The 14,450-nt window shown below is 63.0% G+C and carries 10 protein-coding genes; 8 read left to right on the plus strand and 2 right to left on the minus strand.

Features of this window, described 5'->3' with window-relative positions:
* The first annotated feature begins 274 nt into the window (after positions 1-274).
* The 3 genes from ACQP2U_RS09685 (at position 275) to ACQP2U_RS09695 (ending at position 5,980) form a co-directional block, all read left to right on the plus strand.
* Positions 275-1,291 (plus strand): NAD(P)H-dependent amine dehydrogenase family protein, encoded by a 1,017-nt coding sequence (locus ACQP2U_RS09685; protein ID WP_433714347.1) that lies wholly within the window; start codon positions 275-277, stop codon positions 1,289-1,291.
* Between the two features lie 144 nt (positions 1,292-1,435).
* Positions 1,436-4,744: a protein kinase domain-containing protein gene (locus tag ACQP2U_RS09690; protein WP_433714348.1), complete on the plus strand. Its 3,309-nt coding sequence runs from the start codon at positions 1,436-1,438 to the stop codon at positions 4,742-4,744.
* A gap of 669 nt (positions 4,745-5,413) precedes the next feature.
* A complete protein-coding gene (locus tag ACQP2U_RS09695) occupies positions 5,414-5,980 on the plus strand; it encodes a nuclear transport factor 2 family protein (protein WP_433714349.1) in 567 nt (188 codons plus the stop codon).
* Between the two features lie 261 nt (positions 5,981-6,241).
* On the opposite strand, the gene ACQP2U_RS09700 is transcribed toward ACQP2U_RS09695, so the two are convergent.
* Entirely contained in the window at positions 6,242-8,872 is a 2,631-nt protein-coding gene (locus ACQP2U_RS09700; RefSeq protein WP_433714350.1) for a discoidin domain-containing protein, read from the minus strand.
* Between the two features lie 385 nt (positions 8,873-9,257).
* On the opposite strand from ACQP2U_RS09700, the gene ACQP2U_RS09705 reads away from it, so the two are divergent.
* From ACQP2U_RS09705 to ACQP2U_RS09725, 5 genes are all read left to right on the plus strand, one after another.
* Positions 9,258-9,497, plus strand: a complete 240-nt coding sequence (locus tag ACQP2U_RS09705; RefSeq protein WP_433714351.1) for a hypothetical protein — start codon at positions 9,258-9,260, stop codon at positions 9,495-9,497.
* Between the two features lie 954 nt (positions 9,498-10,451).
* Complete coding sequence (locus tag ACQP2U_RS09710) at positions 10,452-10,754, plus strand: hypothetical protein (protein ID WP_433714352.1); 303 nt, start codon at positions 10,452-10,454, stop codon at positions 10,752-10,754.
* A 685-nt stretch (positions 10,755-11,439) separates the two neighbouring features.
* Positions 11,440-11,811 (plus strand): DoxX family protein, encoded by a 372-nt coding sequence (locus ACQP2U_RS09715; protein ID WP_433714353.1) that lies wholly within the window; start codon positions 11,440-11,442, stop codon positions 11,809-11,811.
* Positions 11,811-12,998 carry a cytochrome P450 gene (locus tag ACQP2U_RS09720; protein ID WP_433714354.1) on the plus strand — a complete coding sequence of 396 codons (1,188 nt, stop codon included), beginning with the start codon at positions 11,811-11,813 and terminating at the stop codon, positions 12,996-12,998. Before ACQP2U_RS09715 ends, ACQP2U_RS09720 begins: the two co-directional genes overlap by 1 nt.
* 12 nt (positions 12,999-13,010) lie before the next feature.
* Positions 13,011-13,208 (plus strand): ferredoxin, encoded by a 198-nt coding sequence (locus tag ACQP2U_RS09725; protein ID WP_433714355.1) that lies wholly within the window; start codon positions 13,011-13,013, stop codon positions 13,206-13,208.
* A gap of 194 nt (positions 13,209-13,402) precedes the next feature.
* Here the strand turns inward: ACQP2U_RS09725 and ACQP2U_RS09730 are convergent, their stop codons facing one another.
* A complete protein-coding gene (locus tag ACQP2U_RS09730) occupies positions 13,403-14,044 on the minus strand; it encodes an MspA family porin (protein ID WP_433714356.1) in 642 nt (213 codons plus the stop codon).
* Positions 14,045-14,450 lie beyond the last annotated feature (406 nt).

A 14,450-nucleotide genomic window follows, 5' to 3' on the forward strand; every position in this document is an offset into this window, starting at 1 on the left:
TGCAACTGGATCAGTCTCGACGGCGCCGGATCAGGCGACGGAGCCGGGCGCACGGCAGGAGGCATTGCCCGCCGTGGTGCTCGCATCGACCATGGCTGGGGATTGGCACACACGCGGTCGAACTTCCTGATCGATCTCGCCGGGGAACAGAAGCTCTTCGGTATGTGAAGGCGGGCCGATCGAGACGTCGGCCGCACGCCTCTTGTCCAGCCACCGAGATGGGACGAATCCCTTGCCGCACAACAAAATCGAGCGAGCGGTGCGACGATGCCGGGTGGTCCAGTGGGCCACCGGGAATGTTGGTCGACCCGCTCTGCGCGCCCTCATCGAGCATCCGACCCTCACGCTCGTCGGGGTCTATACCCACACCCAGGAAAAGGTCGGCACCGATGCGGGCCGGCTGTGCCAAGTGCCGACACAGACCGGGATCACCGCCACCGGCGATATCGACGAAATCATCGAGTTGGGTGCCGATTGCGTGCTCTACACCCCGCGTATCTTCGACATCGACACCGTCTGCCGAGTATTGGCCACGGGCACGAATATCGTGACTACCCACGGCATCTTCCATCATCCGGTCAGCGTGGATGAAGCCTTGTATGCACGCGTGGAGGCGGCATGCTGGTCCGGCGGAGCCTCGATCCACAGCACCGGCCACAGTCCCGGCTTCATCACCGAAACCATGTCCATCGCACTCGGCTCGATCCAACGACGCCTGGACCGCATGATGATCGACGAATACACCGACCTCACCCACTCCGAGACCCCATGGACGCTGCTCGGTATGGGCTTCGGCATAAGCCAAGCGGCATTCGAGCCCCACCTGCTACTGCAGGCCAGCCGCGCAATCGGCCCGTCCCTGCGCCTGGCCGCCGACGCATTCGGTCCGCCACTCGACGCGATCGACGTCCACGGCGAACTCGCCACCGCGAATCGAGACGTCCAGGTCGGCGCCGCCGTCTTCCGTAAGGGAACCGTTGTCGCACAACGGATCACCGTCTCCGGCATGCGCCGCGGCCAGCCGCTGCTGCAGTTCCGCTCGACCCGCTACTGCAGCACCGACACCGACTCCGACTGGTCACTGCGCCCGACCGGATGGCGTATCTCGGTCGAGGGCGATGCGCCCCTCCAGGTCGACCTGCGGCCCGGAGATGCGTCGCCCCAGGCGAATGCGGCCTCGCCGACCTACGCGGCCAACCGCGCGGTCAACACCATCCCCTACCTATGCGCCGCACCACCGGGCATCCGCACCGCTCAGGATCTGCCCCCGATTGCCGCGGCACTGTGGTGAGTGCGTTGCGAGGAACCTAATTCGATCGTTGTGATGCGGACGTGCGGACTGTTCACCTTTGCTGGCGATACGCTGGGCATTGTCGAAAGGTGAGTGCATGGCGCTCGGTATTCGCGTATCCGCCGAGTGGGTTACCCGCCGCTGATGACAGACGGTGATCCACTCCGGACCCGCCGCGACGCGGTCACATCCGTCGCGGCCGATTTGAGCGCGTCCGGGTTCGAGGACGCCGAAGAGGTCGGGCGCGGTGGTTTCGGCGAGGTCTATCGCTGCAGGCAGGTGGCCCTGGACCGCACGGTAGCGGTGAAGGTGCTGACCGCCGAGCTCGACGAGGACAACCAGGCAAGGTTCTTTCGTGAGCAGCGAGCAATGGGGCGGCTGACCGGACATCCGAATATCGTCACTGTGCTCGAGGTAGGTGTCACCGCGAGCGGGCGTCCCTATTTGGTAATGCCGTATTACCCATTGGATTCGCTGGATGCGTGGATCCGTCGGCAGGGCCCCTTGGCGGTGCAGACCGCGTTGTGGATCGGGGTGAAGATCGCTGGTGCGCTCGAGAGTGCGCATCGGCTCGGCATCGTGCATCGCGATGTGAAGCCGGGAAATATTCTGCTCACCGATTACGGCGAACCCGCGTTGACAGATTTCGGTATCGCGCGCATCGCGGGCGGGTTCGAGACGGCGACAGGGGTCTTGACCGCGTCGCCGGCGTTCACCGCGCCCGAGGTACTCGGTGGCGACGACCCGACGTCGGCCGCTGATATCTACGGGCTCGGTTCGACCCTGTTCTGCGCGCTCACCGGACATGCCGCCTTCGAACGCCGCCGCGGTGAGCAAGTAGTGGCCCAGTTCGTGCGGATCACCAGTGAGCCAGTGCCGGACCTGCGCGAGGGTGGTATTCCCGACGACTTGTCGGCGGTGGTGGAATCGGCGATGAGCCGGGATCCGCGGCAGCGGCCGTCAGCGGCTGAGATGGGTGCGGCGATCCGGCAGGTTCAGCGCCACCACGGATACCAGGTCGGTGAGATGGCGCTGCACGCGAACCCAGCCCCAGAGCCGCTGGACTACACCTCGGCGATGCGGGAATGGGGCCCGCCGGTGACGGCTACAGGTCGCGGTAGCGTCGGCGAGCTGCCGCTGGAGCTGACCAGTTTCGTGGACCGCCGCGCCGAGACGGCCGAGGTGAAGAATCTGTTGGCCACCTACCGGCTCGTGACGCTGGCCGGGATCGGTGGCGTCGGCAAGACCCGGCTGGCGCTGCGCGCGGCGGCGAACGCTCGACGCGATTTCACCGATGGCGTCCGGGTTGTCGAACTGGCCGATGTGCGCGACCCGTCGCTGCTGATCGACGTCGTGGCGGCTTCGCTTGGCATACGCGACGATTCGATTCGATCGACGCGGGAAGTGCTGGTCCAGTTCCTGCAGTCCCAGGACGCCCTGCTCGTTCTGGACAACTGTGAGCAAGTGTTGGCGGCCGCAGCGGAGCTGGTCGAGACATTGTTGATGGCTTGTCCGAATCAGCGGATTCTCGTCACCAGCCGCGAGCCGCTCGACATCGCCGGAGAAGCGGTACTGCGAGTATTGCCGCTCACCGTTCCGGGCCCCGATAGTGAACCGGCGCTGCGCGGGCTGCCCAAATACGACGCCGTGACATTGTTCGCCGACCGCGCCGCTGCGGTAGTGCCGGGTTTCGAACTCTCCGACGACAATAAGACGGCGGTAGCGGGTATATGTTCCTGGCTGGACGGGTTGCCGCTGGCGATCGAACTCGCCGCGGCACGGATGCGCGCCATGTCGCCGCATCAGATCCTGCAGCGGCTCACCGATCGATACGCGCTGCTCACCCGAAGTAGTCGCACCGCGCCGACCCGGCAACAGACGCTACGAGAGTGCATCGACTGGAGCTACCAGCTGTGCACACCGGTCGAGCAGCGGTTGTGGGCTCGGCTGACGGTATTCGCCGGGGGCTTCGAACTCGACGCCGCCGAATACGTATGTGGTGCCGAGTTGGCGCCGGAGACTCTGCTCGACGCATTGTCCTCCCTGGTTGACAAGTCGATCGTGAACCGGGAGGAACCCGAAGGCGTCGTTCGCTTCCGAATGCTCGAGACGATGCGCGACTACGGGTGGGAAAAGCTGCAGGAGACCGGCGAAAACCAGGATCTGCGCCGACGACACCGTGACTGGTGCCTGCGGTTGGCGTTGGATGCCGAGGCCGGGTGGATCAGCGACCGCCAACTCGACTGGCTAGCTCGCCTCGACCGCGAACAGCCGAATCTGCGGGAAGCCCTCGAATTCTGCGTGTCGGACGCGACCGCGGGCTCGGCCGAGGCGGGGCTGCGCACCGCTGCCGCGCTATTCGTGTTCTGGAGCTTCCGAGGGCGATTCGGTGAAGGCCGACGCTGGCTGGACCGACTCCTGGCCCACCCGGCCGCGCACTCGATACTCGATCGCGTCAAAGCACTGCATACGAGCACGTACATGGCTGCGGTGCAGGGAGATCTGGAATACGCGGCCACCCTCGTCGAGCAGGCACGCATCCTCGCCCAACAGGACCCCGCACCCATCACCAAAGCGCTGGCCGCGTCCGCCGAGGGAGCCCTGGCACTTTTCCGCGGCGAACTCGATCGGGCGGTATCCGCACTCGAACCCACCCTCGCGGTATTCGAATCCACTCCTCGAGGACATCTCTATATCTCCACGTTGTCCGACCTCGGTTGGGCACACGCACTTCGGGGAGATACCGAACGTGCGATCGAGTATCACGAGCAGATACTTTCCATCACCCAAGCGTGCGGCGAATCGCTGTTTCGATCGACCACGCTGTGGGGCATCGCCATCGCCGTGTGGCAGCGAAGCGAACGGTCCCGCGCACAAGAGTTACTGCTGGAATCGCTACGAGCCAACCGGCGCGTGCGCAGCCCTGTCGTCGCGGCGCTGGCCATCGAGGGACTGGCCTGGACCGGCGCCGACGGCCATGGTGAACGGGCGGCCACCCTGATGGGCGCCGCCGAACACCTGCTGCGCTCCGCCCCAGGTGTCACCACCTTTTTCACGGAGCTATCCCACTATCACGACGAATGCGAGGACATCGTGCGCCGCGCACTCGGTGACCGCAGATTCGACGTCGCCTTCCGGCGCGGACAAGCCATGGGGATGGACGCCGCAGTGGCCTACGCCCTGGGGGAACCGGCGAGTACCACCCCACACGATTCCGGCACGTCATTGACCAAGCGCGAACTGGAGGTCGCGCACCTCGTCGCGCAAGGACTCACCAACAAACAGATCGCCGCGAAACTCGTGCTCTCCCAACGCACCGCACAACACCATGTCGAACACATCCTGACCAAACTCGGCTTCACCTCCCGCACCCAGATCGCCGCCTGGGTGATCGACGAGTCCCAGCAAAAGGGGGGCAGTGGATCCAACGGTGGTTTCGACCCGATGCGCTGAACGAGGTTCGAAAGTTCCGATACGCATCTCGGTTAACGGAAATTTCCGATGGCTGAAGTTCTTAAACCGGAATCGTATGCTGCATATTTAGTAACCGGCGCATTGATAGCCTCTCGTATTTGCCCGATCGACATAGGGGCGATTGGCAGCATGTGGTACTGCCGCTGGTTTACCACCGCGCCGGTTGGGATCTCGTGGTCCGCGCTGTCAAATCCGCCTCCCGGTGAGCGGGATGAAAGCGCGCCGACCCGCTCTCCCGGTGCGGATGCAAATTCCCTGTTCCGCAGAAGTTTTGTTTCTTCAACTTTTCATTTCTCGGTGCTAAAAATGTCCCCAACGTGCGGCATCAATCATGTATACCACCTATTACTCGGGGTAAATCTCCTCGGGCTTCTTCGGCGCAGAAATAGAGCAATGCACGAAATGAACCGCGGGTGCTGCACGCCGAGTGGAGGAAATGCTTCCGGATTCAAAAAGACACCACCGATCGGATTCGGCGCGGACCGAAGCAGCTGAGCTGCTCGGTCCTCCCGATCATCCGCAAATGACCAAATTATCCACTCGAAGAGGAGAAGAGATATGTCTGTAGAAATCCATCGTCGTCGGTTCTTTCCCAGGCCGGGCGAACGACGTGTACTGCGCACCGCTGTCGCGCTGAGCGTGGCCACAATGCTCGGTGCTGTCGGCATCTCGGTCGCCAACGCCGAGCCGTCGCCGCCCGCTTTCCCCGGCGTCTTTTCGGCGACCGACGCGACTGCCGACATCGAAGCGATCAAGCAGCTCAAGACCAGCTACTTCGCTGATATCGATGCGAAAAACTGGGACGCGCTGCGCGAACTCCTCGCTCCGGACATCGTGGTGGACACCACGGGCAGCGGTGGCCCCATCCTTGTCGGCCGGGACCCGTTCATCGCCTTCCTCGAGCTCACGCTCGGTGCCGCCAAAACGCACCATCAGGGCTTCGATCCCGCGATCCAGGTGACGTCCGCGACGACTGCCGAAGGCGACTGGAGGTTGGAGGACATACTCATCTGGGGCGGAACACTCGGGGTGCACGGCTATGGCAACTACCACGATCGCTATGTAAACAGCAACGGTAACTGGGTCATAAAATACTCCAAACTCACCCGCACCCGCCTGGATCTGATCAACCCTGACGACGGCACGATAATCCAGGCAGACGTTCCAATCGAGGAGATAGTCCAGAAAGTCAAGGATATCATCGGTCCCTGGTAATCACGGCAAGGCGGGAGTCCACGTATGTGGGCTCCCGCTTTTCTGGTCGAGGCGAACCGATGACCGCATCGGACTTCGCGACGCGTTCTCGAGGTCTTTACCAAAAAAGGTCAATTGAATTCCTGGTCGAACTTCTACGGTAATTCGAAGGCGTATCAACTACCGGCTGCCTGAATTCGGTATCGCAAACCAGTGATGTGAATCCGCGGACAATGCGGGATGAGGGCGGAACAGGCCTGAAGACCTTAGCGATAGTCCATGTCAGCGCGGTGGGCCGGATATTTCCAGTTCTTGGACAGTGGGGCGGGTTGTGGGGTTGACGCTGGTCACCTGGAGGCGTACGTAGCGGGCGGTGAGTGAGTTTTGTACTGTGCCGGTTGCGGGGTCGGTGATGACTGGTGTCCAGGTGTGGTTGTCGGTAGATGCGGTGATTGTGTACGTCGGAGCGAGCTCGGCCCAGCGCGGGAGGATTCTGCTGATGGGGTGATCGGTGCCGAGATCGACGGTGAGGTTTGCTCGGGTGCCCTTGGGCGCCCAACCCGTGGCGAGGCTGCCATCGACTGCCGCAGCGGCGTATCGGCCAGGTTCCTCGGATGAGGCGGTAACAGATGTGCATCGGGCGAGGTTTTCGCTGTGGTCCAGATCCGGTCGCCGAGTCGTGACGGTCAACGGCTGGTCCGCACTGACGAGGTCGATGCCGGTCGAGGTTTCGACCTGCATCGGCGCACCGTCGGTGAGGGTGATGGTTGTGCGGTCGGGTCCGAGTTCGGCGTCGAAAGTTCTCCCCTGCCAGTGCATTCCGTGGACGGACACGCCGGATTTCAGTTCCGGCGATACCAGGGGGTCGATACGGATCCTGTCTTCGCGCAGGCGCAGCCCCAGCAGTCCGTTGGTAAAAGACTGCAGGAATCCGCCAGCCGCGGTAACGAACGTGAACGCCGGTGCGCTCAGGATTTCCGCGATGCCCCCGATACCGCGCGACTCCGAGAATTGCCCGAACGGTGCGCGCATGAATGAGCGCACCGCGCGTTCGAGATAGGTTTTGGTCGCGCAGCCGGGGCGCCCGACCACTGCGGCGGCGATGGCGTGGATGGAGTCGGTCATCGCTGGGCCGTCGGGATCGGTGCGTTCGGCATAGAACTCGAGCGTATGCTCGGAAACCTCTTGGGACATGGGCCATTCCAGGGGATAGATCAGAAGCGCGGCGTCGGCTTGTTTGATCGGTGTGCCCGGATAGCCGTCGTACTGCAGGAAGGTCTGCCGTGCGGGGTCGAACGGTATGCGCAGCCGGTCGGCGATGGTGGTCCACTCCGGTGGGCTCGGTTCGCGCAGGAGATCGGCGGCGTGCGCGGCATCGCGCAGGGCAAGCGCGGCCACAGCATTGGTGTAAACCCCGTCTCGTACGCCGTTGCTGTATTCGTCGGGGCCTGCGACATTGTCGATGGAGTAGCTACCGTCCGGATTCGGCGTGACACGCGAGGCCCAGAATTCGGCCACATTGCGCATGACCGGCCAAATATGGGTGCGTAGATAATCATCGTCGCCGGTGGCGAGATAGTACTGCCAGGCCGCCAGCGAGATATCACCCTGCAGATGAACCTGGTTCAGGCAGTGCGGCGGCAGCCAGCTGAGACATTCGGCCAGATCGCCGCGGCTGGCGCTGGTCCACGGATAGAACCCGCCACGGAAGCCGAGCAGCCGCGCATTGGCCTGCGCTGCAGGCAGCGTCTTGTACCGGTACTCGACAACCGATTTCGCCAGCTCGGGCGCGAACTGCAACAGCGTCGGAAACATCCAGGTATCGGCATCCCAGAACACCGCGCCCGCATAGTTGTCGCTACTGAGCCCAACCGGTGAAATACTATTGTCCTGCCCGGAATTCGTGCTCGAATACAGCGAATACAGCGAGCCACGCACCCAAGCCTGGACCTCGGGAGCATCCGGTATGACAATCTCGCCACGCCACAGCTCTCGCCACGCCGCCGCGGTGTCGGCGAGCAGCCGCGACCAGCCCTTGTCCGCGGCTCGACGCGCGGCGTCGAACGCCGCAGTCGCGGAATCCGGGGCGGTGAGCGTTGTGTCGACACCGACGAACTTCGTCACCTCGTAGGTCTCGTCCGCCCGCGCCTCCCGGCCGACACTCAATCCGAGTGCTGGCGAAACCTGCTGTGCCGTCGATGCTGCCGTGCGTAACACCGAAGCGACCGCACCGGTGACCGCGGTGCCATCGGTTCGGAAGCCGACACCGATACCGTCCTCGCCGCGCGCACCACCGTCGATCTGCGTCATTCGCCGCGCACCGGCACCGTCGAGCACATCGCCGACGGTGACCTGACCGGACCAGTGCGGCACCATCGTCAGCCGCACCGCCCCGACATGCTGATCGACGCGATCGGTGAGCACCTCGTACACCAGATCGGTGGTCTTGCCGTCCCGTGTGGTCCAGGTGAGAGACGTGCGCACCAGCCCGCACCGCTGGTGCACCGTCTGCGCGAGATTCGTGATCTGCGCCGACGGTGTTGCGCCGGAGTACTTCTCGTCGCCGACACCGACGGTGAGGCCCGACCAGTTCGGAATGGCCGCCGCCACCTCGCGGTCCGCGGCGACGGTCGGTGCGTGACCGTACAGTCCGGCAACGAACGCGCCGTCAAAGCGCGGCGTGTACAGCGGCCAACCACTCAATTGGTCCGTCCCCGCGTAGCCCATACCACGCGGAGGCACCCGCAACCCGAGATAGCCATTGCCCACGAAGGGATGCCGATCGTAGGCGGCATCGACCTCGCCACTCGACGGTGCCCACTCCGGCGCAGCGGCGAGCTCGTCATCCGGGCAAATAGTCCCCGCCGTCACCTCGGACATGTGGCGCACCGCCACCGCAGGAACCTGAACCACCAGCGCGAGGACCATAAGCATCGCGACAGCGATCCAAGCCCTTGCCCACAGGCCGATGCGCCCGAAGCACCTACCTATCAGCAACTACGTACCTCTCTATGTGGCGCACTCCGCGTGTACGCCAGCGCCACCAAAGCGGACCTCTGAAATGTATCGACTATTCGATATAATGTGACGAATAATCGATAGAACCTTAATGGCGTGTCATTCGAGGGTCAAGACCGTATTCCTCCTGCGGCCGAGCAGATTTCGTGCTCCTTGGTGGATCGGCACCCGAGCGGTTGAGCTCGAGGCGGACCGCTACTTGGTCACTGGGGCCTGCGAAGGCCACGGGCCGCTGAAGCGGTTCGCGAAGGAAGGCGAGATCTCTGAAGACTGCTTGCGCATGACCTCGGCGCTGGCGGTCTCGGCATTGCGTGACGCGATTGCGTTGTGTCACCGAAAGGCGTCATCGCGCATGCGGTTTCGAGCCAAAACGCCCACACTCGAGGAGGTTCGGGTCGGCAAGGAAGAGATCACATCTGACAATGGCAAGTTCGACAGAACCGAATACCGGTGGCCGGACCCGCCGGAGCAGGTTTCAACGCCGGCGGACGCCCCTGCGGATGAATTCGAAAGAATGTGACTAGAAGGCGAGATGGGCGAACTGCGACCTGGGTGTATCAACACGATCTGTGAACGTCTGCCGCGTCGTCATCATGATGGCTTGACTGCGGTTCGATCGGGCATCACGCTTGAAGTGCAGAGTATATAATGCAGCGCTCTATTCGAGGAGACGATGCAGCTATGGCTAGCGAACATCTGCCCGAAGAACCCCAATCGGAACGAGGGGCCAAGGGCTCGCGAGATACCGGATCGGATACGCCGGGCGGCGGATCGGCAGATCGCCCGGCTGGCACCTTGGAGCAAGAAGAAGTCACCTCGGCACGCGACCACAACCCGACCGAAGATCAGATCGCCACGAGCGGTACCCGCCCTCCGGGAGGCGCGGAACCGGCCGTGCCGCCCTACGCAGGCCGCCGAACGAGCGCCGAAGAAATTACCGGCAGCAGTCCGGGTGAAGGGACCGGCGCGAATGCTGCAGGCGCTACACATCCGGTGGCCGACTCGAAGTTCAAAGCACCTGACCCCGATGACACTCCAGGAGGGGCTACCACCTCCCCGGCTGACGAATAACGTGTATTGCTCCAGAATCCGAGGCCACCGATAGGTGTAGGCGTGGCAATCGGAGCGGCGTAAGCAGAGCCGAGGACTGTGGTCCAGAAATTGGCGCAGATCATCAGCGAACGCGCGGTATTGCACGTTGGCGCGCTGTACGCACGGGCAACCGCAGGCGGCCAAGGTCAAGCGGTGCAGATCATCTGGGCCTATCGAGCACCCAGAAAATACCGATGCGCGGACATTTACTCAGAGCCGCTGGTTACCGAATTCATCGTCCATTCGGATCGAACAGGTGTCGTAGACATGCGGCAAACCGTCACCTATGCTCGGAGATATTCCGAAGTCTTCGATAATTCGTAGGGCTGGCGGCGAGAAATATTGAGTCCAAAATCTCTTTTCGTCTGAAAGGGATGTGTCTATGGGCACAAGCAAATACAGGGCCGCCGACCCGCGTCGACAGAAGATGGTCTCGATTATTGCGGCGGCGGCGGTTCCACTGGCCCTCGTGCTCGGAGGAACCGCGATCGCGAACGTCGGCACCACCTCGGCCCGGTCCGGCTACCTTCAGTCTGTCTACGCACTGCCCGCGCCGCCTCCGCCGCACGTGCCCTCGCCCGATGAGCCTCTGCTCGAGCCTCACCCGCAGCGGCCGTATCCAGAGCAGACTCAGCCCGAGGAGCCTCCGCCCGACCAGAACACCCCCGGCCAGTCGATCCAGTGATTCGGGCTCTCCGAGCCGATCAATCTCGCCTCACCGTTCTCGTATGAGCGCGCGTGCCGAGACGAGCGATGTCGCGCGCTGAAAGATCCGAACGAGTAGATCAACATCCCAGATTTGCCCACTCGACCTCGTGCCGCGGCCGACGTGCACCGAACTCGTCGGTGGATCCGGTGGCGCGCGGGGCGGCGGCGAGAAGCTGGTTTTGTTCGGCTACATCCGATAGAGCGTCGCCTGACCGACATGCGCCCGCGCCGCAAGCGTGTCCATCGGCAACGCCTCTAGCCGACCTCCCGTAGCAGATCCAGATGGGGCGGTCGGCAACTTTGCGGGTGTCATGCGAGGCACCCGCATGCGCGCGGCCTGCGGTTCGTTGAAAAGCGCGGCTCAGCACCGACGAGACGACCCAGCTTCGCTCGATCGGTAGGCCTCTCGCTGACGGAACCATGCCGGTACCTGGCATCGGTCCATGCCTGTGGACTGAATCCTGTACTGACGAAATATTCAGAAACTCTTGACTGACCGTATCTTCGTGAGTGACGATATCGTCAGATAATTGGGCAAGTGTGGGCGATGCCACCGCAGTCGAGGACGTGTCGTCATCGCAATCATCGAGCTTGCCCTGGCATCGACAAGGCCGGTGGCTGACGTGCCGGCTGTGCAATCGAAGGAAAGTAGGTGTGCGCCGATGACAGTCGCATCGATCGTGTTGGCCGTGCTGTTGGCGCTCGGGTTTCTGCCGCTCGGCGTACTGAAGGCGCTGGCCGTGGCGGCTATGAGTCGGCGTGCCGAGCATTTCGGCTACTCGGTGCCCGCCTTTCGCGGCATCGGCGCGCTCGAGATCGCTGGGGCACTGGGCGTACTGGGCGGCATCGTGTGGTCGCCGCTCGGCGCGGCTGCTGGAATCGGGTTGGCGCTGTTGATGATCGGGGCTGTCTTCACCCATGTGAAAGTCGGTGACGGTGTGAGCGAGTACGCGCCGTCGATCGGCGTCGGTGTGCTTGCCCTCGCCTATGTCGTGACTGTATTCGGCACACCTTTGACCCTTCAGGAGTTCTGATGCGTACTCGAGCCGACGTTCCGGTCTACCGCGCCGACATCTATTCGCGCCAGGGCATTCTCGACCCTTATCCGCACTATGCACGGTTGCGCGAGCTCGGGCCTGTGGTGTGGCTGGCCAAGCAACGCGCCTATGCGCTGCCGCGCTATGCCGAATGCAAAGCCGTCTTACTCGACGATCGGACATTTGTCTCCGGAGCCGGTGTCGGTTTGAACCCGGTGGCCAACCGGCTCTCGAAGGGCACCACGCTCAATAGTGACGGTGAGGAGCACAGTCGCCGCCGCGCATTGCTCGCCCGGCGGCTGGCCCCGCGCGCGCTGCGAGCGATGCGCGAATCGATAGACCAGCGGGCGGCCGCAGCCGTTGAGCAGGCGCTCGCACGGGGACGTATCGACGGGGTCGAATTGGCGGCCGCCCTGCCGATGTCGGTCGTACCGGATCTGATCGGCTGGCCGCAGCACGGCCGGGAAAATTTATTGCGCTGGGCGGGAGCAACATTCGACGCGCTCGGTCCACTCAACCGACAGTCCATTCGCACGGCACCGTCGGGGGTCGGGATGTTGCAGTTCACGCGGCGGCTGGCTCGCGGGCGGGACCTGCTGCCGGGCAGTGTGGGGCAGGATGTGCTGCGGGCTACCGACGACGGCAAGCTCTCCCGAGCTGAATGCCCCGCCCTGCTGATCGATTACCTTGCCCCGTCGTTGGACACCACGATCAGCGCGATCGCCAGCGCCATGTACCTTTTCGCACGCCATCCCGAGCAGTGGCGGCTGCTCGAGGACGATCCCGCCCACATACCGAACGCGGTGAACGAGGTCGTGCGTTTCGAATCACCGCTGCGTGCGTTCTCCCGCAAGGTAATTCGTGATGTGGACATCGCCGGAACCAGCATCCCGGCGGGGTCGAGGGTGGTGGTGCTCTACTCCTCGGCCAACCGCGACCCACTGGAATGGGATGACCCGGATACGTTCGATATCCGGCGTGACGCCACCCGCCAACTCGGCTTCGGTCACGGCATACACGGTTGCGCCGGTCAAGGTCTCGCGCGGCTGGAAACGCAGGCCATGCTCGCCGCCTTGGTCGAGCGCGTCGAGCGCATCGAAATCGCCGGTGCACCCGAATGGGCGATCAATAACATCATCCACCGCTTCGAACGTCTTCCGCTGCAACTCATTCCAGCTCGATAGAAGGAAGCCATCATGAAGATCTCCGTCGACTACCCTCGGTGTGAGGGACACGGTTTGTGCGCCGCGCAGGCCCCCGAGGTGTTCGACCTCAATGACAACGCCGAACTCGTATACCGATTCGACGGCGGCGAGGTGCCCGGTGATCTCGTGACCGTCGCCCGTATGGCCGTGGGCTCCTGCCCGGTCGCGGCGCTGCGGGAGATTTCCTGAGCTAGCGCGCCGCAGCTGTCGAAATTTGATTATCCGATTCGTGGCGAAGACCACCGCTGAACGCGGTGAGCGGCCCCGTCACGACGGGCCGCTCACCGCGTGCGATCGGTTATCGAGTCTGCTGGGTCGACCTCGGCGGCGCCAGCCCGCGATCCGTTTCTTGTGGTTCGCTACGTCCAGAAATCCGGTATCCCCTAGAACGTGAATTCTGTTCCGTAGCCGGTTGTCTGGGCACTTCCGCTGGTACCGTCGGCGCGCACGGTGACGAAGGGCATCGCTGATACTGGCGTTAAGCAGCCGCTGATGTTCAGTGGCGTGTTGGTGTGACTGAATGTGTAGGGGAACGTTGCGTCCGGATCCAGGCTGGCCGCACCGATAACCACTGCCGTGACGTTCCCGGGTGCGAGGCTTACCGTAATTGCTCCGGTGAGACTGGCATTGACGCCGACATTCGGTGAGATTGCGACACTGACGCTGGTCGAATCGCCAAAGGTCAATGCGAGCGAGGGTGCGATGCCCGCACTGACGCCGATGGACGGCGCAATCCCGATCGAGATGCCTTGGGAGACATCCACGGCGCAACCGATAATGTATCCGATCGCGATTTCTCCGCTGCGAACGGATGAAACGCCGTCGAGGGACACCGAGTAATCTCCGGACACTTTCACTGCGTGTACGAACGGGATTCCTTGTGCCATATCGCCTCCGGCCGGGACGACATTGTTCACATCCACCGATGCGACGACGTGCATGCCACCGGCATCGACTTCTCCAGATGCCGCATCGGCGGGTGTGTTGGCAATACAAGTCGCCGCACCGACTATCGCGGTGAGCATTGCAATACTCCTCAGATATTTCCTGGTCATAGCACTCCAGTCGACTGATTACCGACACAGACTGTTCCGCAAAAAAGATCGCTCGCGACACTGGGACTCGAAAGTGCCTACCCGCGCAGTAGGTTCGATACGGGACCAGTACTCGAACCTGTCGGCAGACCCTACCGTATCGACGGGACAACTGATCTCATGCGCGGCGTTACGTATCCGGCCTGTCGATAATTCGGACGGTCATGGCAGTCGCTCAGACCTGTGCTCGGTGTTCGTCACGTTGGTGGTTGATGTGTCGCCGAGACCGTGAACGACTGGTATGAAACGGAATTGATCAAGCTGCGCGGCGCTGGCTCAGCGTCGACCACATGCTCAGAACCCAGCTCACCAACCTGAAGGGCTATTACGCCAGTAA

This window comes from Nocardia sp. CA-084685 (assembly GCF_050955785.1).
In the GTDB taxonomy this organism is placed as follows: Bacteria; Actinomycetota; Actinomycetes; order Mycobacteriales; family Mycobacteriaceae; genus Nocardia.

What these genes read in the sequence shown, in the direction of transcription:
- ACQP2U_RS09690 (WP_433714348.1), top strand. Translation starts at nt 1,436, where the DNA reads ATGACAGACGGTGATCCACTCCGGACCCGCCGCGACGCGGTCACATCC.
- ACQP2U_RS09695 (WP_433714349.1), top strand. Translation starts at nt 5,414, where the DNA reads ATGCTCGGTGCTGTCGGCATCTCGGTCGCCAACGCCGAGCCGTCGCCG.
- ACQP2U_RS09705 (WP_433714351.1), top strand. Translation starts at nt 9,258, where the DNA reads ATGACCTCGGCGCTGGCGGTCTCGGCATTGCGTGACGCGATTGCGTTG.
- ACQP2U_RS09710 (WP_433714352.1), top strand. Translation starts at nt 10,452, where the DNA reads ATGGGCACAAGCAAATACAGGGCCGCCGACCCGCGTCGACAGAAGATG.
- ACQP2U_RS09715 (WP_433714353.1), top strand. Translation starts at nt 11,440, where the DNA reads ATGACAGTCGCATCGATCGTGTTGGCCGTGCTGTTGGCGCTCGGGTTT.
- ACQP2U_RS09720 (WP_433714354.1), top strand. Translation starts at nt 11,811, where the DNA reads ATGCGTACTCGAGCCGACGTTCCGGTCTACCGCGCCGACATCTATTCG.
- ACQP2U_RS09725 (WP_433714355.1), top strand. Translation starts at nt 13,011, where the DNA reads ATGAAGATCTCCGTCGACTACCCTCGGTGTGAGGGACACGGTTTGTGC.
- ACQP2U_RS09730 (WP_433714356.1), bottom strand. Translation starts at nt 14,044, where the DNA reads ATGCTCACCGCGATAGTCGGTGCGGCGACTTGTATTGCCAACACACCC.